Annotated in this window: 15 protein-coding genes; 3 read left to right on the top strand and 12 right to left on the bottom strand. The window is 41.5% G+C overall.

What is annotated here, in order from left to right; translation table 11 throughout:
- Positions 1-26: 26 nt before the first annotated feature.
- Both B9Y69_RS10030 and B9Y69_RS10025 read left to right on the top strand, forming a co-directional pair.
- Positions 27-365: a DUF2853 family protein gene (locus B9Y69_RS10030; protein WP_085472808.1), complete on the top strand. Its 339-nt coding sequence runs from the start codon at positions 27-29 to the stop codon at positions 363-365.
- An 80-nt stretch (positions 366-445) separates the two neighbouring features.
- Entirely contained in the window at positions 446-1606 is a 1161-nt protein-coding gene (locus B9Y69_RS10025) for an MFS transporter (RefSeq protein ID WP_085472807.1), read from the top strand.
- Here the strand turns inward: B9Y69_RS10025 and B9Y69_RS10020 are convergent.
- The 3 genes from B9Y69_RS10020 to B9Y69_RS10010 form a co-directional block, all read right to left on the bottom strand.
- On the bottom strand, positions 1571-2710 hold the full coding sequence (locus tag B9Y69_RS10020; RefSeq protein ID WP_159451829.1) for a DUF3810 domain-containing protein: 1140 nt from the start codon (positions 2708-2710) through the stop codon (positions 1571-1573). The two genes, B9Y69_RS10025 and B9Y69_RS10020, sit on opposite strands and share 36 nt — an antisense overlap.
- Entirely contained in the window at positions 2691-3749 is a 1059-nt protein-coding gene (locus B9Y69_RS10015; RefSeq protein ID WP_085472805.1) for a nucleoid-associated protein, read from the bottom strand. Before B9Y69_RS10015 ends, B9Y69_RS10020 begins: the two co-directional genes overlap by 20 nt.
- Before the next feature lie 82 nt (positions 3750-3831).
- Positions 3832-4737, bottom strand: coding sequence for a histone deacetylase family protein (locus tag B9Y69_RS10010; RefSeq protein ID WP_234991192.1), 906 nt, complete (start codon positions 4735-4737; stop codon positions 3832-3834).
- A gap of 108 nt (positions 4738-4845) precedes the next feature.
- Here B9Y69_RS10010 and B9Y69_RS10005 point away from each other — a divergent pair, with 108 nt between their 5' ends.
- Entirely contained in the window at positions 4846-5505 is a 660-nt protein-coding gene (locus tag B9Y69_RS10005; RefSeq protein WP_085472803.1) for a YceH family protein, read from the top strand.
- Positions 5506-5738: 233 nt separating this feature from the next.
- Here the strand turns inward: B9Y69_RS10005 and B9Y69_RS10000 are convergent, their stop codons facing one another.
- The 9 genes from B9Y69_RS10000 to B9Y69_RS09960 all read right to left on the bottom strand — a co-directional run bounded on the left by B9Y69_RS10000 (position 5739) and on the right by B9Y69_RS09960 (position 23185).
- Positions 5739-6944: a purple acid phosphatase family protein gene (locus tag B9Y69_RS10000; RefSeq protein ID WP_085472802.1), complete on the bottom strand. Its 1206-nt coding sequence runs from the start codon at positions 6942-6944 to the stop codon at positions 5739-5741.
- A gap of 60 nt (positions 6945-7004) precedes the next feature.
- Positions 7005-8741: a RagB/SusD family nutrient uptake outer membrane protein gene (locus B9Y69_RS09995; protein ID WP_085472801.1), complete on the bottom strand. Its 1737-nt coding sequence runs from the start codon at positions 8739-8741 to the stop codon at positions 7005-7007.
- Positions 8742-8744: 3 nt separating this feature from the next.
- Positions 8745-12014 carry a SusC/RagA family TonB-linked outer membrane protein gene (locus B9Y69_RS09990; RefSeq protein WP_085472800.1) on the bottom strand — a complete coding sequence of 1090 codons (3270 nt, stop codon included), beginning with the start codon at positions 12012-12014 and terminating at the stop codon, positions 8745-8747.
- 475 nt (positions 12015-12489) lie between these two features.
- Positions 12490-13965, bottom strand: a complete 1476-nt coding sequence (locus B9Y69_RS09985) for an alanine/glycine:cation symporter family protein (protein ID WP_085472799.1) — start codon at positions 13963-13965, stop codon at positions 12490-12492.
- A 158-nt stretch (positions 13966-14123) separates the two neighbouring features.
- A complete protein-coding gene (locus B9Y69_RS09980) occupies positions 14124-15218 on the bottom strand; it encodes a serine hydrolase domain-containing protein (RefSeq protein ID WP_085472798.1) in 1095 nt (364 codons plus the stop codon).
- 281 nt (positions 15219-15499) lie between these two features.
- Positions 15500-16633 carry a TlpA disulfide reductase family protein gene (locus tag B9Y69_RS09975; RefSeq protein WP_085472797.1) on the bottom strand — a complete coding sequence of 378 codons (1134 nt, stop codon included), beginning with the start codon at positions 16631-16633 and terminating at the stop codon, positions 15500-15502.
- A gap of 63 nt (positions 16634-16696) precedes the next feature.
- Positions 16697-18241: a RagB/SusD family nutrient uptake outer membrane protein gene (locus tag B9Y69_RS09970; RefSeq protein WP_085472796.1), complete on the bottom strand. Its 1545-nt coding sequence runs from the start codon at positions 18239-18241 to the stop codon at positions 16697-16699.
- A gap of 22 nt (positions 18242-18263) precedes the next feature.
- A complete protein-coding gene (locus tag B9Y69_RS09965) occupies positions 18264-21911 on the bottom strand; it encodes a SusC/RagA family TonB-linked outer membrane protein (protein WP_085472795.1) in 3648 nt (1215 codons plus the stop codon).
- A gap of 107 nt (positions 21912-22018) precedes the next feature.
- Entirely contained in the window at positions 22019-23185 is a 1167-nt protein-coding gene (locus B9Y69_RS09960; protein ID WP_085472794.1) for a FecR family protein, read from the bottom strand.
- Between the last annotated feature and the right edge of the window lie 86 nt (positions 23186-23271).

The raw sequence follows: 23271 nt of genomic DNA, 5'->3' as shown, positions 1-23271 counted from the left end.
TCATTGTATATCTTAAAATTAAATTTATGAGTAAATTAGATGAAAAAGTAGCAGAATACGCTGCTGAAGCAAAAAAATTAGGCTTATCTATTGATGAGAAATTACTGGCTGCAGTTACCAAAGGTCTAGGTCCTTCTATTTACAATGAAGATTCGGAAACCATCGCGGCGACAGACCCAGAAGAGATTGCACGTGTTAAAAACAACTTCTTAATCAAAAAATTAGGATTGAGTGATGGAGCAGATCTGGATAAAGCAATTGACGAGGTTATTGATCAGGTAGGTCGTTCCAACCGAAATAAGTATAGAGCGATTGTGTATACCTTATTGGTTACGAAATTTAAGAAAGAAAGCGTTTACGCATAAAGAAAAAAAGGTGAATCTAAGATTCACCTTTTTTTATCTCCCGCAGAAAGGCTACCTTTGGCCTCTTATCAACTTACTCCATGAACAAAGCACTTATTGCATTAGCATTTGGCGGCTTGGCCATTGGCATGACCGAGTTCACGATGATGGGAATTCTTCCCGATATTGCTAAAGATATTGATGTCGACATTCCTACCGCCAGTAATCTGATTGCTTTATATGCATTAGGCGTCGTCGTGGGAGCTCCCACCCTCGTTGCTCTTACTTCCAAACAATCACCTAAAAAAGTATTGCTCTTTTTGATGCTTTTATTTTTTGTGTTTAACGGATTCTTCGCATTTGCCCCGAGTAAAGCGCTCTTGTTTATAACGCGTTTTATTTCTGGTTTACCGCATGGCGCATTTTTTGGTGTCGGATCTGTTGTGGCAGCACGATTAGCGAAACCCGGAAAGGAAGCACAAGCCATATCGATGATGTTTACAGGCATGACCATCGCCAATCTTGCAGGGGTACCCCTTGGGACATATATCGGCCACCATTACTCCTGGCGTATTACCTATGCTGTCATTAGTTTACTCGGCTTGTTGACCTTTCTGGCTATTTATGTGTGGATGCCTAAGTTCGAAGCCAATAAAAACAACAATATCCTCAAGCAGATACGTTACTTCACACGGTGGGATGCTTGGCTTATGGTGGGAGTAATCGCTATTGGTACCGGCGGTCTTTTTGCCTGGATCTCGTATATTGCTCCACTGGTGACACATGTATCAGGACTTGATCCGGATCGGGTTCCTTTTATTATGATCTTAATCGGTCTGGGTATGTTCTTTGGAAATATTATTGGTGGTAAACTTGCGGACACCATATCTCCATCAAAAGCCGCCATAACAAGCTTTTCCGCGATGGCCATTTGTTTGGTGGTCGTCTTCTTCACCGCACATATCCAAGAATTAGCATACCCTATGGCTTTTGTTACGGGGATGATTTCTTTTACGATTGGTTCTCCCCTTCAGATGATGCTCATCAATAACGCAAAAGGGGCCGAAACATTTGCCGCATCAGCGGGACAAGCTAGCTTTAATATCGGGAATACCTTAGGAGCGTATCTAGGGGCTATTCCGATATCACTTGGCTATGCCTATAACTATCCCTCCTTAATTGGTGTAGGGATGGCAACGATTGGAGCCTTGCTAGCCTACGTTTTTCTAATCAAGGTCGTTCGTCCACAAATGAATGTTTAAAGTTTTTTTAGCTTTTTGCTGAACCTCCCATGCAACAACCATTCGGCTCATCATAGAATAACGTTCTATCCCTTCCGGCTGGTTGTTGTGTTGCAGGTACCCGCTATAGAGATAACTGGTCAGCCCTTCAACCCAACCGCTGTATTTTTTCCAGAATGCGCGCTCTGTCGCTATATCAGCTAGCACCAAGGGCGATAGCTTTTTGTAATAGATCTTGAACAGTGCTTCATCCTCGGCGCGCAGATTCCGCAGTAAATACTGCACAGTTTCATACGCCGCCGCATAGCGATACCAGGGTTCAGGGTGATCCACTAATTTTAAGAAAGCCGCAAAATTACATTCATCCTCAAAACCAATACCCATTTGATGACCGAGTTCGTGTACCACTGTAAATGGATAGGAAACAATAGGCATTTTTTCATTCACCTGCACCTCATGGGTAAAAGGATTAAAATATCCTGTCACAGTGAAATATGATACGAGCGTACTTGATAAAGGAGACTTCGCCTGTACCTGTGTATGTGATAGTATAGGGCTCAAGTCCGTGTCTTGCTGCATTAAAGCCTGTAACTCCATTTTTGCTTTATCCTTATCTAATTGTTCCGGCACAATATCATTACGCAATGAATTACAGCGATCTATATATTTATCCAACACAAATAGATAATCACTTTTTTTCAAGGCATCAACTTGTAGATCGAGATGATGCACCATGGGGATTCGGTAGTAATTCAGGCCCCAGCTGAAGTAAAAGAAAAGATATAAACTGAGAACAGTTAGGGTGAGCTTTAAGAGATAATGCCAAGCAGCTTTAAAATGACGACGCCACACTTCTCGGAGCAATTGTAAACACAGTAGCACTATAAAAACAACTACCGCAACATAAAAAAGATCTCCGAAACTAAAGGGCAGCCATCCAAAGAGTACTTTGGGTACATAACTGAAATAGCTGTAAAAGCCTTGACTGTAATATTTCTCGATCCAGGATGGATAGTGCTTGGCCAACTCACAACCGATGAGCAATAGAAAGCATATCCCAATCCCCCAGTAAAGCGAATTGGAATATGATTTATGATTTTGTTTTCTACTGACTCTCGTTTTCAAAATACAACTTGTAGTAGTTCATACCCTTGTCTTCATCGAAGCCTGTCTCCAAGTACTCCCGCTTTCCATGGACATAAATATGAAAGTTCTTATCCAATTTGATGACTGATTTATACGAAGAAGCCATCTTTTTGACCGCTGGATTGGCAATTTCAAAATTCGCTTGAAACGGACTGTCAAATTCATCAGCAAAAGATTGCTTATATTCTTTAAACAAGGAAGCCGCCTGTGGGTTAGCGATTACTTCTTCTTCAAATTCAGCTTCATCAAAGGTCTCCTTCGTCTTAAAATAATCCATGGACCGATTTAACAGATCAATCTTATCTGCTTTCTCTAACTCAAACACTTCATCAAGTTTCTCGGTCACGAAGTTTTTATAAACCTTCATCAAATTACCGGTCTGCTGAAAATTATCGTTTCTAGGTCTTATTTTTAAAAAATCATCTTTCCAATAGACCGCTTCGGATTGGTTCGTTTGGTCTACGACTAATACCTTATACCCCTCCTCTTGATCGACATTCACGATAACAACACCTTTATCTAGTTTGTTTATATTGATTGCTTCCTGCTCGTAATCGACTTGAAAACCACCTGTATTCGGATAAACCTTTAAGTAAGCTTCCTTATTTTCAGATTTAAAGAAACCAATAGCACGATGGTCCTCACCTTCCATTTGCACATTTTTTAGGGCTACAACATATACTTCACCGGCTTTAATCTTCGGGTGGTCAGAAACTTCATACAAATGCTTTGCAAGCTGTTCCGACATATCATGGAAAGACATTTTATCCTCAAAATACTGTTTAACAAAGTAATAGACTTCATTCAGTTGCAGGTCGTCATTGGGATGATAAAAACGATACACCTCATTTGCTTTACTGAAAGGCTTCATAAAATATTGCATCAGTAAATCAGGTAATACCTCATCTTCAGATAGATCTACCGGATTATCCGACAACACATAAAACTCATCTTGGGCTTTGTTTCCAACACGGTGAATGGACAACGACTCAAAAGTAGCATCTTGGTGAAAAAACATATAATTCTTATTCTATTATTTAAATAATGATACAGGCAAAATACTCAAAAAAGGTAGAAAATCCCGTCTAATCTTTCCTTTACTATAGGTTGTAACAAGCAATCGCGGCTTTAAAGGTCGCGACATGCGCATTAACAATATCCTTGATATCAATGGAATACCCCCCTCCCATACTTACCTGAATAGGAGTTTTATAGTTTTTTGCATAGGAAAAAACAAGAGCATCCCTGCGCTGGCAACCTTCCGTGGTCAGCTTAAGCTTACCAAGTTTATCGGTTGCGAGGACATCGACCCCAGACTGATAAAACACAAAATCCGGACGGATTTCCTCAAAAAGTTCAAAAAGGTGTGTTTCCAATAAAGACAAATAGGATGCGTCATCAATACCATCTTCCAAAGGGACATCGCGAAAGGAACGTTCTTTGATAAAGGGATAATTTTTATCCGCATGCATGCTAAAGGTAAATACGGATGAGCTGCCAGCAAAAATATGCGCTGTACCGTTTCCCTGATGTACATCGAGATCGATGATCAAGACCCGGGCGGCTAGCTTCCGCTCCCTTAAAAAGCATGCTGCTACCGCTTGATCATTGACCAAACAAAACCCTTCTCCAAAATCCCGTCCCGCATGATGGGTACCTCCCGCCGTATTAAAAGCGATACCATGCTCCAAAGCATAGAGGCTTCCTTTCACGGTTCCGTCAACCAAGTATCGTTCACGATCTACCAGAGCTTGAGTCAAGGGAAAACCAATACGGCGAATCATCTTTTCGCTCAGCTTCAAATCCAGTAAATCATCAATATACGACTGATCATGCGCCATATAAAGAACTTCTTTTGTAGCCAAAGATGGTTCAAAAAAATCAGCCTGAGACACGACACCTTCGCGCAGTAATTGGGCAGGTATCAGCTCATACTTTAACATCGGAAAACGATGTCCTTCACGTACTGGATGTATATAGGCGGGGTGATGGGCAATATGTAACACAAAATTCTTTTATAAGAACGAAGGTACTAAATCCTTTCTCTTGCTGTGTCCGAATTTTGAAAAGTGTTTATTTTTCCTATCTTCGGTTCACATCAAATCAATTAGACAATGGAAGAGAATAACAACCTACCTATTTTAAACGCTGAAGAACTTCGTGTGTTAGGCTCATTGTTAGAAAAGTCAAAGACGACACCAGAGTATTATCCGATGACATTGAACAGTCTACAGACGGCTTGTAATCAAAAAACATCGCGCAAACCTGTTGTCTCTTACGATGAGGGAACCGTTATTCAGACATTGGATAGTTTGCGTAAAAGAGGCCTCGTATCCACTGTTGTTGGCGGAGGTAGTCGCGTTACTAAATATAAGCACAACCTGGCCATCCAGTTTCCACTCATACCACAGGACCTAGCCGTATTATGCTTACTGATCTTACGTGGGCCGCTTACGGCTGGTGAAATAAACTCAAACGCAGGTCGATTGTTTGATTTTGAAAGTATTGAAGAGGTTCAAGAAGTGTTAAATAGACTAAACGAACAAGAGCCACCTTATGTTAAGTTATTGCCAAAGCGTCCCGGACAAAAGGAAAGCCGATATGTACATTTACTAGGCGATGTGAATGAAGAGGACTACGACCTGAGCAACCCCGTATCCGACAATCAGTCTGGATCCAAAGTGCAAGCGCTAGAAGAACGTGTCCAAACATTGGAAGAACAACTAGCGACACTCCGTGAAGAGTTTGATAAATTAATGGAACAGTTGAGTTAATATGTCACCGCTTTTCAGGCAATAATAGGGTTCGATTTTAGATTTTCTTTCTACCCAAAGAAAGAAAATCTAAAATCGAACCACTACTTAGGCACACATTTTGTTAAGGTAGTGTTAAGCAGCATAATTAACACCTTAACATGAAAAGAACACCATTAACGACCTTTATATTACTTGCCGTAATTGCATTTATTATGATTTTTGCCACAACTTGTTCTGGCCTTGCTTAACAATTAAGGCTTTACCAATACCTCGTCGACTGTTTTCCCTTGTTGATCCAATACTTTAAATAAACCTCTACTTGGGTTCAAATCTACCTGTATCAAATTATTATTTGAATTTACAATGATGGGGAAATGTACCTGATTATTAGCTTTTTGGATTATGTGTTTATGGAGGTGTCCGGAAAGCATAATCTGAACGCCTGCCTTATTTAATATCGGAACAAACTTTTCCAGAATCTCCAGCTCACCATGCCATCCTCCAAAGGGAGGCATATGACAAATTACCACTTTATAACGGGCAGAGATAAACGCAGGATCTTCAACGGCCTTAGCAAGCCACTTTGCTTGTTGGGTCCGATAATTATCCATATCCACAATACCGCTATACTCCATATCGGAATCAGGCTTATCCTCACCGCAGTCCAATACAATGAAGGCAGCATCACCCTGACGAAATTGATAATACAATTTGCCTGTCGGGGTGGGGAAATATGCAGGATAGGAAACCGCAAAAGGGCCTCTCGTTTCATGGTTACCCCGTGCATAATACATCGGTTTTTCACTCGCAAAACGCTTTATAGCCGTATCCATAAAATCTTGAAACATCTGGTCCTCGCTCAATAGACTATTAGCCATATCACCGTTAAAAACAATGAAATCCATCGCTGGAAGATTAGATTGATCCAACAGCGTCTGCATCACCTCATTACGCCCATGTATATCATTGATCACCGCAAACTTAGTGGATGCACTATTGCCTAATGTCTTAAACTGAAGCGGAGCTTTTTGATAGACCCCTGTAGCAACTGTTCTGCCATAATCCACATTCACGCCAACATGTTTTAAGACCTCCGTACTATACACCCGATAGCGGTATGTTGTACCAGGTGTTAGTCCTTCAAGATTAACCTGATGCACGGTGCCAACATTTTTAAAGCCATAATTCGTTGCGAAGAAGCGCGGACGCTCTACCCGGTAGAAATGCGATGAATCATCAGGCGCCAATTCAACCCATGCTATTGCAGGCCGGTTTGTTGTCCATATGACCGATACGGAGGTTCCAGTAAGTCCCTGTATATAGGGTTGGTGCGTTATCGTTATTGGACTTTGCGTTTGTCCGTTTACTGCTGTGATAAACAGTAACGTCAAAACACTGCACAAAAGCAGTAAGGAGTAGTATTTTTTTAACACAATAAAAAGATTTAGGTTTAACATAATAAAGATAGGTATTTCCGCAGGATGAACATGGAAAATACCTATCTCATTATCTATTGATTACTTCCAGTTTGGATTCTGTTCCAAGTTAGGATTCAATTCAAGCTGATCTATCGGTATTGGATAGAGATAATCTTTACTTTCATCAAAAGCCTTTTTAATATGTGAGTTCACGACTACATTTCCTTTTTTCCCTTCTTCAAGTAGAATTTCGGATCCCAGTTTCAATAACTGTATGCCAGTCGCTGTAGGCTTCGTATCTTCATATATCCAAACATCATCCTTACCGTCACCATCAAGATCATACTTACCAATACCCGGAAAATACATACCCTTGAACTGTTTGGTTACCAATTTACCAGCCTTCCAGCGTAAGATATCATCCCAGCGGAAAGATTCCATCACTAACTCAATCCTTCGCTCTCGCCTAATTTCCAAGATCGGCCCTTGAAAAGCCCCGGTTACCAAGGGATAATCATTGGCCATAAAAGCATCCACTGAAGCTTTCGCCGCAGCGAGATCCATATTAGGCATGCCAGCGCGATCACGAAGGGGTTTTATGGAAATATTGATATCCTCCTGCGTTAATTCACCCAGCTCTGCCCTTGCTTCCGCATAGTTTAACAACACTTCGGCATATCGAAATACTGGCATGTCGTTCTCAGACCGATTAAAGTTATCGTACTTCGGATCGCCGACATATTTTATCAACTGATAGCCCGTCACAGAATTACCAAAATTCGGCGCTAATGTTGCGGCACCACCAATACGTTTGTAGCCCGGTGTACGGATCGTTTGACTTAAGCGTGGATCACGATCTTTTATCTCCTGAAGGAAAGTCATCGTTTGGTAGTTCGCTTTGTCGGTAAAACGAGACCCATCCTTCATTAGGTAAGAATTCACAAAATGCTTATCCAATCCAGGTTTACCATAAGAGGCCGTAATCGTATAATAATTTACATTATGCCAAATCTGCAAAGCATCTGAGAATTTACGGGCTAAAATAATCTCTTGCGGCAAACTATTCACCGAATAAAACAGTGCCCCATAAGAATTATCGCCAGCTCCCATATAAATACTATATTGCTTTCCATCGATCACCTGCTTAGCTGCCTCAGCAGCTTTTTCCAACAATTCTTTCGCATTCGGCAGCGTTAGGTTCGTATGATATTTGCGAAAGGTTCCTTCAAATAAGGCTATACGAGATTTTAAAGCCAATGCAGTCCATTTCGTTACTTTTTCGTCCGAAGCCTTCGTCTCTAGATTTTTGATCGCAAAATCTAAATCTTGCATAATAGAATCCACGATAAGCGTGCGCGGATCTCTCTTTTTCTTCAAGAGCTCTTCATCGTCTGGGTTTAACACCGTGTTATACCAAGGAACATCACCAAATCGCTTTAATTTATCAAAGTAGAAATAGGCTCTAAAAAAGCGTGCTTCGGCAATATAGGGAGCCGCTGTGGCAGCCGATAGCGTGTTTGTAGCATTCCCTAAAAAGAAATTAATATTACGGAGGTTCGTCCAGGTCCAACCGCCACCATTTACAGGAACCTGTCTTTTACCTGTTAACTCATCATCAAGTGTGTTTTTAACAATGTTATCCACCGACTCGTTGTATACGCCTTCTGCTGATGGCAATACCTCGTAAAAAGATTTTGTAAACAACTCCAGATCTTTAACGGTCTTAAAAGAAGCTTCAGGAGAAATGGTAGATTCTGGATCACGATCCAAATAGTTTTTGTCGCAACCTTGCAAACAAAGCCCAATAGTAATATATAAAAAGAATAATTTTTTCATGTCTTAGAATGTTAAGTCCAAACCAAAAGAAAATGATTTTGAAATGGGATACGAACGCCCATTGGTTTCCTGCGCAGCCTGCTCCGGATCGATATATTTGGAGCGTAATTTCGTCGCTGTCCATAGATTTTCTCCAGAGACATAAATACGCGCATTACCGAGTTTCACCCGTTGCAGCAATTTCTGCGGAATGCTATACCCAACCGTTAGGTTTTTCAATCGGATATAAGCCAGGTCCTGAAGATAACGATCGCTCTTAACGTTCAATGAACCTCTATCATTCAATGCGATATAGCCGCGCAATAAAGGATAATAAGCATCTGTATTTTCAGGCGTCCACACATCTGCTTCAAAATCTTTCGGTACAAAAGAATAATACGGACGAGAATAAGGACCCCAGAATTTATCTGCATTCGCACCAGGCCACCAATGCTGTCTTCCTATCCCTTGAAAAAATGCAGACACATCAAATCCTTGCCAGTTTGCACCCAGGTTAAAGCCAAATGTGTAACGCGCTCTACTATTTCCGATTATCATTTGATCCCCCGGATTCGTCAATGTATTTCTACCGTTGTTCACCTTACCATCTGGCGCTCCATCCGGTCCGCCCCCGATATCCACAAACTTGAGATCGCCGGCTTGTAGTTTAGTCCAATCTCCTGAAGCACTTAAACGCACATTATCCACATAGTCTTGGTTTATTTTCCAGTTGGCTGCCTCCTCATTAGACAGGAAGAAACCATCTGTTTTGTACCCCCAAATCTCCCCTAACGTTTGCCCCACGTAATAGTTACTCAACAACATCTCTTTATTATCAAAACGGGTAATCTTCGCTTTAGAGTCAGATAGGCCGATACCAATATTGTACCCAAAAGGTTTATTGGCCACCATAAATTGATCGCGCCATGCAAGTGACAATTCCCATCCCTTATTCTTCAAATCGCCAGCATTCGTCTTCGGCGATGCGGCACCAAATACCGCTGGAAGCGTCTTACCTGCAATCAGCATATCCAAAGTTTCGCGAATAAAGTAATCGAATGAAGTCGTTAAGCGTCGGTTTGCAAACTCCAAATCAACACCATAGTTTAAGGTACTGGTACGCTCCCAGGTAAGGTCCGCCGAAATTGGGGTCGGTGCACTTAGATATTGTGTTTTAGTACCTTTAGTAATATAATTAGAAAGACCTGTATTTAGCTGCTGTATATAGCCGTAGGGATCCGCTTCGACTGCATTCCCCAACGCCCCATAAGACATCCGAAATTTAGCCTCATTTACGATCGGTTTGATCGACGCCATAAAAGGCTCTTCCGACACACGCCAACCGGCGGAGAACGAAGGAAAGAAACCATAGCGTTGCCCTACCGGAAATTTAGAGGTCCCGTCATAGCGACCATTCACCTCAATCAGATACTTCCCTTTATAATCATAATTCACACGTCCAAAATAACCTTGAAGTGCCCAGGTATTCGCCCCGCCAAGCAACTGCATCTGCCCGGTTCCTAAGGCGAAATCGTTTAGATCTTCAGATAATAGATTATTGTGCGTTCCACCGATACGCTTATACCCCGTCTGCTCTCTGTTAAACCCTATTGTAGCGCCCAGATGATGATCTCCCAGCTGCGTATTGTAGTTCGCAAATAAGTTCAGTGAATGCTTGGGCTTATTCTCGATTATTTCTGTGAAGGTATCGTTCCCCAACGTATTGATCACGCCCGGAAACACAGACCAAGGGGCTGCAACACGTCGCGTAAACGACTGGATCGGATTATAGGTGAATGTATAATTGGCGGTTACACTTAAATCTTTATGCAGTTGGGCCACGGCCTCAAACATATTGATAAATTCATATTTCTTTTGCCCACCTTTTGATTTGCCGTACAAAAGATCGGCATAAATACCATCTCCAATATTGTAGTTATTCAACTCTGTTCTGTAGGTTGCTGTACCGTCCGGATTCACCGGCACATAGGATGGTAAGGCGTGTACCGTGGTGGAGATAAAGTTGTTATTGTTGTCCGGATTTGTTGCCCATCCCGGGAAGGTGTAATTTTGATAATTCAACTGCGAATTACTGCTCACTTTCAACCAAGACGTTACCTGTGCATTGATTCGCGAGCGGACATTGTATGCATCGAACTGATCTTGATTGAGCTTCATCAATCCCCCCTTTTCATACAAACGGCCTGAAATATAATAATCGATCTTTTCATTACCTCCCGAAAAGTTCAGGTTATGCTCCATCCCAGCTTGATTCTTCCGATACATCTCATTCCACCAATCTGTATTTCCATAGTACACATATTGATCCTTACCATTACGATGCTGTATCACGACCGACGGTAGGGATGGATCTGTTTTGCGCTTCAGCAATTCGGCATAATCCTCAGCTGTATACCCCGTATAGCTATTGCCGGTATGGCGCATAAACGCCTCATCGTTTAATCTTGCCGCATCATAGCCGGATGTCATAAAGTCCGTGCTAACCGTTAACCCTGCCCAACTAAAGTTATTACTATAGTTGATATTCATCTTCCCTTCTTTTCCTTTCTTAGTGGTTACCAACATTACCCCAAAAGCACCTCGTGCTCCATATATAGCGGCGGCTGATGCGTCTTTCAAGACCGATATCGATTCAATATCGCGTGGATTGATGGTATTTATGTTTCCCGGCACACCATCGATCAGGACCAATGGAGAAGCATTTGCTGAATTAATAGAAGCAAACCCACGTATATTAATATTTCCCTCACCCCCCGGACGGCCATTGGTAAATGTAATGTTAAGGTTAGGAACCGCTCCTTGCAAGGCTTGCGCGGCATTAGCTACCGGTCGGTTGTCCAGAATCTTGGAATCGATCTGCGTCACCGCCCCCGTTAGATTTACTTTCTTTTGGCGTCCATAACCAACAACCACAACCTCATCCAATGATTCGTCCGACCGCTGTAAGGTTATTTCTTTCCGGTTCCCATCTGCTTTGATTACTTGACTCTTATAGCCGACCATAGATACACGGATATCAACCCCTACGGCAGCAATAATTTCAAATATCCCATTATCATCTGTTTGCACCGTTTCTTTGGTCTGGAGGTTTAACACAGAAACACCAGACATCGACTGTCCGTCCTCATTACGAACGACACCCCGAAGCTTTCCCTGCACATAAACAGTAGCGTGATAATTCGGATCCAGGTCTAATAGCCGCGCACTGGCGTTTGACCAAGGATAAAGCGATAGGCCTATGAAAACAGGCAGCAATGCATAATTCCTTTTCATGTAGATTTAGTTAATTTCTTTGTTCGGCAAAGAAAGAGTTTATAAAATTGGGTTAATATTATCCTTGTGTTAATAAATATTAAACAGATAAAATGAACATTAACGCGCGGCACAATGTAACATCAACTTAACATTGAGCACAATACGAGAACTAATTCAGTATTTTTCTTAAATTTTGGCTGATGATTAAAAGGTTATTTAATCAATTATAAAGAAATAATTATAGATAGAAAAGAAAAAATAAAACACAATCGATTGCGCAAAAAAAACAAAACGAAAGTATTAGAAACCAAATGAATAAAAAAAAGGTTATTAGAGGTTGTTAATGAAAGATTTCGCACCACAAAAAAGACTGTGGTGCACTTACAACAAATATCAATAGAGAACTTGATGACCTTACGGTATTCGTACCACCAACATTTTCTACAATGACTTGTTCAGATTTAGGTTAAATATTACGGTTTACAACCGTATGTTAATCCCAAAAATCGGCATTCTTTATACCAATTTCTTTTGCACTAAAAGTCGGATCCTTTATGCCTGCTTTTCGTTTGTTTTTATAGTCTTTCCATACCTTCATTGCCGTTTTACTCAATAATAAAATCGCAATGAGGTTGACCCATGCCATTAATCCTACTCCAATATCGCCGAGATCCCAAGCTTGGTTGGCTGTTTTAACTGTCCCGAGGTAAGTCGCTCCTAAAAAACTGATACGAAGCAACCAAATAACGGGCTTGAGGAAACGACCTTTAAATATATATGTCACATTAGTTTCCGCATAATAATAGTAAGCCATGATAGTCGTAAAAGCAAAGAAAAACAAAGCTACTGCAACAAATTGATGCCCGATAGCAGGAAAATGTGAGGCGATGGCAGCCTGGGTAAATCCATCGGCTTCTATATTGGGAACATTATTTACAATATACGTTTGTGCCTTACCACTTTTATCAAAGGTTTCTGCCGTATTGAACATATTTGTGAAAAGGATCATTAACGCCGTCGCGGTACAAACAAACAGTGTGTCTACGTAAACTGAAAAAGCTTGCACCAATCCTTGTTGCGCGGGATGTCTGACATCCGCTGCCGCGGCCGCATGTGGTGCTGTGCCTTGTCCTGCCTCGTTTGAATAGATCCCTCTTTTCACTCCCCAAGCAATAGCCATCCCAACAATGCCACCAAAGGAAGCATCCAGGCTAAAAGCCGACGAAAAAATAAGCTTGAAAACAGCTGGAATTTCTGAAAAATTCAAACCTATAATAACAATAGCCATCAGAATATACGCTCCCGCCATAAAAGGAACGATAAACTCTGATGCTTGTCCCAATCGCTTTACACCACCAATAATAATAACCGCCAAAAGTACGATAATTGCTAACCCAACGATACTTAAAGGAAATTCGATTCCAAGAAAGGGAACAATACTGTTCTGGTAATCGAAGGCATTAGAAATCGTGCCATTGATCGCATTACTCTGCACCCCTGGCAAGAGAAGTCCTGTACTTACGATGGTCACAACGGCAAATAGTACGGCGTACCACTTTACACCAAGTCCTTTTTCAATGTAATAAGCCGGTCCGCCTCGATATTCACCATCAATCACCTGCTTATACAACTGTCCTAACGTCGCTTCAACAAAAGCAGATGCTGATCCAAGAAAAGCTATAGCCCACATCCAGAAGACAGCACCTGGTCCACCCATATAAATAGCGGTAGCAACACCAACAATATTCCCTGTTCCGACACGCCCCGAAATTGCTAAAGCAAAAGCCTGAAAGGAAGAAATTCCCTTATCCGATTCCCGTTTTACAAAAAGCAAACGCAACATCTCCCGAACATAACGCACTTGCAAGAAACCTGTCCTAATGGAAAAATAAAGGCCTGTAAATAGACAGAGATAAATGAAAAAGTCGCTCCAGACAATATTTGAAATTGCTTTTATTGTGCTTTCCATAATTAATGGTATCGGTTTTATACTTTTGTTTTACATCATAAAGAACGCATTTTTTATCCAAAAAAGGCAAAAAATCCGAAAACATTTCAAACAATCTGCCTCAACATAGACTAATCGATTACTAACCTTTACTAGATGACTTACTGAATGTCGATTTATTAATCGATCAATAACTTTTGGAACTCTTTTCCGATAAATGGATTAATGATATGTTGAAAATCCTTTTGCAAGGTAAAAACAGTAATCGTTGCATCAGATTGCGGAGAATAAATCACATCTGTCCCCCACCAACCGCCATGGTAATACGCATTAAATCCCATATCAAAATGATAGAGTCCTAAGCAATATCTGGATTGTTCTGGCGGTAAAACATGGGTATGCATAGCTTCCAGAATCCTTTTATCTTTTATGATTTTCCCGTCGAACAAATACTGAAAAAACAAAGCACACTCTTTGGCTGTTGCAGCAATACCTCCACCTCCATACAAATCCCAAGACGGATCTATATCGAAAGAATCCCAACCATATTTACGCGCATATTGATGCGCAAGTGAAAGAGTATTCTTAGGAAAATTTTCTAAGTCAACGAACCATGTCTTTGTCAGATTCAATGCATTAAACTTTAACAGATTTCGAATCGCTTTATAAAATGGTTGATGCGTTTTCTGCTCAATAATTTCAGTTAAAAGCAAGTAATTAATATCTCCATAGCTAAATTTTTCGCCTGCTGGTTCGGGACTTCCCAAACCAACCGATCTTTCCATTTGCTCTTCTCTTTTCCATTTATAGGTAGGATTTCGATTCACAAAATCGAAATATGCTTCATTGACATAGTCTACAATGCCAGAGGTCTGTGATAACAAGTTTTTCACCGTTATCTTATTCAAATCATACCCCCCATTTTCGAACAATTCACGTGTTTTTTCCGATAGCAACGTGCGAATAGGTTGATCAATCCGTATCATTTGTTTTTCGACCATTCTAAGTATTGCTGCCGCAACGTATGGCTTAGTATTACTGGCGACCAAAACAGGTTGCTGATCCTGTAGTGGTTCATTTGTTTTGATATTCGACACCCCTATCGCATAGCTCCACGAAATACCTCGTTTCGGTGCCTCCACATGAACAATGATTCCTATGGCATCTTTATTTTTATCAAAAACCGAATCTACTTTATTCTTAAAAACGATCTCTAGTTGAGCAAACCCTAGAATTGGCATACACACCAACCATAATGATATTATTTTCTTCATACTAAATATCTTATAAACGACTGAGGAACAGGATAAATATTCTCTACCTATTCTTTATCTCAATCGCCATTGTCTTATTGATCATCAAGCGAATATAAAATAGTTTTTTCACATAAATCGGACAAAACTTCACACCTTACATTTGATATGGATTGATGGTTATTCAAACTGTCCACAGGCTTAGACACAGGGGCAATCCGGTATCATCTATTCAAACAAAAAATCCCGCTAGCGGGGAGCTAACGGGACATTTTTTTAATGTTATATTCAGCAGCTTTGCCTTATTCGCCTAACAATTCAATAAGTTTCTTCTCTAGTCCTGCGCCACGAAGGTTTGTTGCTAAAATTTTTCCATCAGGACCGATCAAGTAATTTTGTGGTATTCCGCGCACCCCATACAACGTAGAAGCAGCATTTTTCCATCCCTGTAGATCACTCACTTGTGTCCACTCCAATTTATCATCCGCTACCGCCTTTAACCAATTATCTTTCTTACCTGGATTATCAAGAGAAACACCAAGCACCGTAAAATTCTTTCCTTTAAATTTATGGTATGCTTCGACTACATGTGGATTTTCAGCACGACAAGGACCACACCAAGATGCCCAGAAATCTAAAAGCACATATTTACCACGAAAATCAGACAATTTCACCGGCTTATCGTTTGGATCATTCTGCGTAAAGTCAGGAGCTATAGCGCCAATTGCAGTAACCTTTGCGGTGGCGATACGTTTCTTCATCGCTTCCCCTGGAGCTGAATTTTGTACCGCGGCAGAAAGTGCCTTAAAAGCAGGTTCAACAACGTCTAAATCCATCTGATAACCTGCGATATCCTGAAGGGCCATCAAACTTGCAATAGAATTTGGGTTTGCTGCAAGATATTCCTTTTGCAACGCCAACTTCTGCTCCCCTAACGGCTTCATTGCAGCGCGCACACGTTCCATTAATTTAGGATCCTTACGTTGTTCATCGGTCGCATCATACCACATGTTCTCCGCCGCCCGAGTTGCCGCAGTAACCTTTTCCAATTTCTTCGCATAGCCCACATAATCCAAGCCTACTTGAGGGCCGGAGAAAGAAGCATTTTTGATTGAATCATTAGCTGCCAATTTGTTTAAGCCCGTATGCACATATAAACTATAGCTATCACCGCCACCGTTCGCGCTCGGTTTATCTCCGACACGTTGTACGCGTACCGTCATTAATGTAGGGCCAGCCACATTACCGTTGAACGCAAATTTACCGCCTTTCAACTCAACAGAGTCAGTAACATTACTATCAGGCGTGCGGTAAGACAAGAACACTTTCGCATTCTTTGGTGCTTTTTTAAGTGCACCTTCAATTTTAAAATTTTCTTGCTGCGCCCATACACACATCGGTAGTAAGAACAGCGTACTTAAGAGTGATTTTTTCATTTTTCTAGATGGTTAAGAAATCCGGATACCCCACCCCGATGGGAAGGACTATCCGGATTAAAATTAGTTTTTTATTGGTAAATAAGTTGTATTATTTGGCTGCAAGCCCCATTGCGGATTAAGATTAATCGTAGGGTTGTTTATCTCTAACGTATAAAACTTCGAATTAACCTCCGCCGAGTACGTTTTACCGCCTACAACATGGTCGATTTTTGTTTTTGCCCACGGCTTACCGGTATCTAGCGCCAAGCGTTTAACATCCATTGTCCGTTGGTATGTACCAAGTGGCAACTCGCGACGACGTTCCTTTAGGATCTCTTCCAAGAGTTGATCTTGGCTTAAAGAAGCACCGTTTGGCAAATTTTTATTCGTTCCCGCATAGCGGTATTTACGAAGCAAATTTAAATCTGCCAATGCAACCGAGAGCTTATTCAAGCGCGCATTTGCTTCTGCTTTCATCAACAAGAGCTCTGGATTGGTAAGCCCTTGGTTATCGACCATTTTCGCATCTCTATAGTAATATACTTTAATACCATCATCATACTTAACACCTCCAACCGTTATAGAATAGCCTAACGATTTTAAGGCAAACAATTTATAGCGAAGGTCGTTCGTTTTATCGAAAATTGATAAGAATTCATCCGACGGATAATGTCCAGAACTTGACGGCGTCATGCGGTAGAACAGCTGCTCACGGTTGTCCGTCTGACGAATAAAATTATCCTGCCCAATTAGCTCTAATCCGACTTCGACATCCGTACCCGGTGAAGGAGAAGCATTGGGATCTGGTTTGTAATAGAATTTGTTATAATCATAAATTGCATTATCTACCGACCCTTTGTTCGCTAAAACTTTGGTCCAAGCCAACTCCGCATTCTCGGACATTTTAGCCCAATCCCTTTTGAACATATAAAACTGAGCAAGAAGACCATGAACAGCTGCCAAGCTGGCGCGTGATGGATTCCCCACATTATCCGGAGCTGTACGCGCTTCCATCAAATCTTGCTCCACCAAATCCATAATCTCCTTTGTCGTTGCTAAATCCGGGTTTGCCACAATCGGTGAACTCGCCTTCCGATATGGTAAAACCTTCTTATCATTCGCAGCACCTGGATCATACATCGGTCCGTAAGCTAGTCCGCCTACCATATACGACCAAGCCCGTCCCGCTTTGGCCTGACCAGAAATAATTTTACCCAAATCGGAACCCTCCGCTTTTAAATTCGTCACCTCATCGATAACCGTATTGAAAATCGCTGTTGCGCGATAAATCCCCCACTCCCAAGCATATTGAGGTTTAGTAGGATCTGAATAAGGATGATAAAAAGTATAGGCCGCATAGCGATCCACATTGGGATGCGTACTCAGGTACAAATACTTTTCTTGGTTGACACTGATCTGAAGGTTATCCCCTAGAAAGGCATAAAATGAACCTCTGTTATTATCGATAAAGTGGTAGTCAATCGTACGCGTATTATTTAGTAGATTCTCTAAATCTTCCACTTTTGTAGGTATCAATTGCCCGACCGGTTTCACATCCAAAAACTTCGTGCAAGAACTGCTTACAAGCGCTCCTGAAACCAGTATGGAATAAAATATCTTTTTCATATTAAATGCTATTGATTAATGATTAAAGGCCTATACGTAATCCAATAAAGAACTCACGCGGCAAAGGCAATAATGTGTACCCCTGTTCGGTGGCCGCTCCCGTTCCTGAAGTTAAGTTTACTTCTGCCGTCTCTGGATCGATGTCTACACCTTTACCTGTTATTCTGAACAAATTACGTCCCTGTACATACAGTTGTGCATTCGCTATCTTCAACGATTTAGTCCATTTGCTTAAATCATAGGACAAGGTTACGTCACGAAGTTTAGCATAGCTGGCATTCCCCAATAAAATATCCGTATATGGGAAAGTGAACATATCCATATTCCATGATTGTAGTGCCGGATAGATAGCATGCGCTTCATCTCCCGGTTTCTTCCAGCGTTCACCGACGTGTCTGTTTTGGAAATTAGAACCTAAGAAACCATCTTTTCTATATTTATGTCCAAGCTTCGCAATAAACATAAAGGAAAGACTCCAATCGTTATACTTTAATCTATTCGTTAAGGCAAGGTCCCATTTCGGACGGAATGTTCCTTGATACGAAACATCCTCGATCAATGCATTTCCGATCAACTTCACATCGTTGTTTTTACCATAGATTTGTGTTTGTCCTTTATCATTTAAGCCTGCATAACGGTATCCCCAAATACTAGCTGCAGGATAGCCGGCCGCTAAGATCCCTTGTGATGTCGTATAGCTTGAAGGATAAGCACGTGTCACATTGTAATGGTTTACCTTATTGAAGTTGTATGCAATATTCGGAGATACCGTCCATCTAAAATTATTGGTATTCACCACACGCATATTCAGACTTAATTCGAAACCATGGTTACTCATCTCACCTACGTTCTTAACCAGTGATGTGTAGCCCAATGTAGGATCAATAGCATCAGCTGCCAATAAATCGGAACTTTTCTTGTTGTAATAATCCAATGTACCTTCCACCGCATTGTTGAATAAACCAAAATCTATCCCCACATTTGATATTTTGGTTTTCTCCCAGCGCAGCTGATTGTTTGGTGGCGAGGAAACACCATAAGAAACACCGCCCGTCGTTTGCGAGAAAGTTCCCACGCTAAGAATCAAGAACGGACCATTATTCAAAGAAATATTTCCGTTTATACCATACGAACCACGTAAGAACAATTTGTTAACCACATCACTGTTCCAGAATTTTTCATTGCTCAGTTTATACGTAGCACCAAGCGACCAAAGCGGTTTGTAGCGATACTCTTTATCCGTTCCAAAGAAGTTCGTTAAGTCCAAACGCATCGATCCACTAACGATAAAACGGTTATCATATTCGTAAGATCCATTAGCATACCAAGATACGAAGCGGTTATCCGCATAGCGAAACTCCCCATTTGTCATCCCTTGGAAGGAAGATGCAAATAACATGTCCGAACTATAGATCCCTCCAAGGTAATCCTTTAAGTTCACTGGAATAAAAGAGCCTGCCGTTGGGTTATATCCTAAGCGCGTAGCGAGCTGATTGTTGTCCGCAGTAATTTTACGGATCTCATTTCCAACCAACGCATTCACACGGTGTTTATCCCCTAAGAAGTTCTTATTATAGTTAACCTGTGAACGTAATGTCCACGACTCGTTCATATCTCTGTTTTCGTTGATAACGGCTCCATCCGGAAAATAATGGTTGGCTTTGTTTGCTTTGGATGTTGCATCATTGTACGCAATACGTACGGCATAAGCATCTGCCCCTTGTACACCTTTTACATGGGTGTTACCACGTACCCAGTTACCACCAAATTCGGCGGTAAGCCCATCGATAATCTGTGCTCTAACGAAACCTGTAAGACGCGATGAGAACGACTTTCTACTATAATTGTTATCGTTGATATCCTGCATTGGGTGGTATCCCCATTGTTTCATACCCGGCGTATTTTTGTAGGTATTCACCTTATACTGGCTTATCCCCCAGATATCGGCTGGATCGCCATTCTCGTCCCAAAGGTTCGTATAAGGTCTCAAAAGAGAGGCACTACCGTACGCTGTTAAAGTCGAAAAATGATTCCCAACGTAGGAAGGCCCTGTGCTTGTATTAACCAACATCCAACTGGAAGAACCATTGTCTACCGTAAAATTAGCAGATGCACCAGCCGTTAAGAATGAAAAGGGCTTCCACTCGTTTTTCAAATCGAAAATAATCCGTTTACCATCGTTATTGATCAAATTCTCTCTCGTATTTTGGTAGTTAACGGCGATATTATAGTTATACTCCTCCGAACCACCTAAAATACCGAGGTTATGTTGATGGGTGATTTTCTTCCGGAAGAAAGCATCTTCAATCTGCTTCATCCCGTCAATTTTACGCAGACCATCGATTTCCGCCATAGCTTCTGCTTCGGTAATCTTCTTTTCGCGAACCTGCATCAGCAAGTACGTAACACGGCTCATATTTCCGGTACTTAACGTCGAAGGACCATTTGGGTTTAAGTTAAACAGGTCAATTTCTGCATCAATATAGTCCGAGCTCGATGCACGGTTCAGGTACTTCAGATCCGGACGTTGCACGATATTTACAAATCCAGAATAGCTTACTTTCGGTTTACTACTTCTACCTGTTTTCGTGGTCACTACGATTACCCCATTGGCGGCACGTGACCCGTAAATAGAAGCAGCCACACCGTCCTTCAGTACAACAATACTCGATATATTCATCGGGTTAATGTCATCAATCGATCCTTCAATTGGATAGCCATCAACGACTACTAAAGGGGTCTTTTGTGCATTAAAAGTCGATATACCGCGGATTTCAATATTACCGGACTTATCAATTACAACCCCTGCAGCTTGTCCTTCTAGTGCATTTTTCAATCCCGTTGCAAGCTTGCTTTCCAATTGCTCTCCACTGATATAGCTAAACGCCCCCGTCATCCGTTCCCGCGCTAGACTTTGATATCCCGTGTTCACGCGAACCGTACCGCCATCAACCACGCGGTCGTCCGGAATAAGGGTAATATTCGCACCATTGTAACTTGCTTTTACGTTTTGACTGGTATAACCTACATAGGAGATCAAAAGAGTCGCCCCCTCTTCCACACCAAGTATGGAGAAAGCACCATCAGCATCCGTCAATGCGCCCAATTTCTTTCCTTGAACGGTCACCGTAACGCCAACCATCGGTTGGCCTTGCTCGTTAACCACCTTTCCGCGAATAGGACGCTGCTCTTCAACCACCACAACTGGCATGTTTTCTTCTACATTTACATTTGCGTTGATCGCCTTTAATGCAGGTCGTTGTTTCACTCGGATCACATTATCGGCAACCTCAAAAATCACCGGATTCTTGCGTTGGATATCTTCCAGGACATCCTGTACAGAAAGATTCGTATAGGCGGCCGAGATCTGCGTCTCTGGATTTATATTTTTAGCGGTCCATAGATAATGATAACCCGCTTGTCTATTTATTTCTTGTAAAATTTTTCTAAAAGAGATATTCTTCTCTTTTATATTGATCCGTTGCGCATGTGAGGAAGCGTATCCGCCCATCACCCCCAACAGCATCATGGCATACGCTAAAGAAAAACGTTTCACATTTTTTGTAAACATCTTACTCTTTACATTTGTGGTCTCCTTATCGTCGGTTAGTGGAACAGAAGTACCCAAGAGGGATGTAGGCATCCCCTTTCTCGTAAAAATCTTGTACATTAGTTAGGTATTTATTTATTTTAATAATGGTGTTAGTAGTGCGTTATTCACCGGTAACGCAAGCCGCTAAATTTCTCTCCTTATTTTCCTCCTTTCTGTATTAAATATTAGTATATCGTCACTTTTTTTCCTTCCACAGTAAAACGAACCAACCCAGACTCCTGCAGGAGATCAAATAACTCCTTGGCGGACGCGTATCGCGGTAAGATTCCTTCTATCTTTTCTTTTTTCAGCCTAGGTTCTTTAAAGGTGTATTCGAGATCATACCAACGGGCGACTTTTTCCATAACCGATGATAAAGGTTCTCCCGCAAAAACAAACTCATTTTTAGTCCACGCGATTGTGCTAAACACATCGACCTTTTGCGTATATATTTCCTGCTTACTATTGGTGGTGGCTCGATATCCAGGCTCCAGGATGACGCACTGTTCCTGTGCGCTTTGGGTGCATACTGAAACACGCCCCTCGACAAGTGTGGTTGCCGTTTCATTATCGCTCGCATACGCAGAAACGTTAAACTGCGTTCCCAGCACTTGAATTTTTTGATGTTTTGTTTGTACGAAAAAAGGCAATCGCTCTGATTTTGCATCCAGTACTTTCGCGACATTAAAATAGGCTTCTCCAAAAAGCTGAACTTCACGCGGCGCTTTTGTAAAGCGTTTAGGAAACCGTAGAGATGATCCCGCATTGAGCATTACTTTTGTACCATCAGATAATACAATCTTATATTCCCCTCCATAAGGAACCGTTATTTGCACGGTATCATCCATAGCCTTAGACGCGTCTGTATTTACCAAAACAGTAGATCCATCCGCATATTGCATGCTATCCAGGAAGATAATTTCTCCTTTCGATTCATTCAAAGCAATATTCTCCTGTCCATTCACGGTGATATATGCTTTACTCGTTCCGGGTTGTATAATCGAGGTCCTATCGGTATTATGACGTGCCCACCAGAGTACAGCAAGAATGGAAATAGCCAAGATGCATGATGCGATGGCGAGTAAACGACGATCTAACCGTATTACTTTTGGTGCCTGTTTTTCGATTTCCATCCGTTTGCGGACTGCGTCCAGTGCTGCAATGGTATCGATCTCACCGAGTAGCGTTACATCTGCCCGAATATCCTCCCGACGGATTATCGCCTGGTAGATATCCTCATTCTGACGAGTCAACTCACGCCATTCCTGTAGCATTAGCGCTTCTTCAGGGCTAAGGCTATCTATTTTCGCAGCCGCAATCAAGGCAGCTATTTTACGCGGTACAATCTTCATAATCTTTTTCTGGCAGTCAGTTAATGGATACAAACAGAACTGCGGTAAGAAATTACTACGCGTTAACCAATAAACTTTACAAGAAA

It is taken from the genome of Sphingobacterium psychroaquaticum, from assembly GCF_900177625.1.
GTDB classification, from domain to species: Bacteria; Bacteroidota; Bacteroidia; order Sphingobacteriales; family Sphingobacteriaceae; genus Sphingobacterium; species Sphingobacterium psychroaquaticum.
The sequence above is the reverse complement of the archived record's forward strand: the minus strand, read 5'-3'. Positions and strand labels throughout refer to the sequence as shown.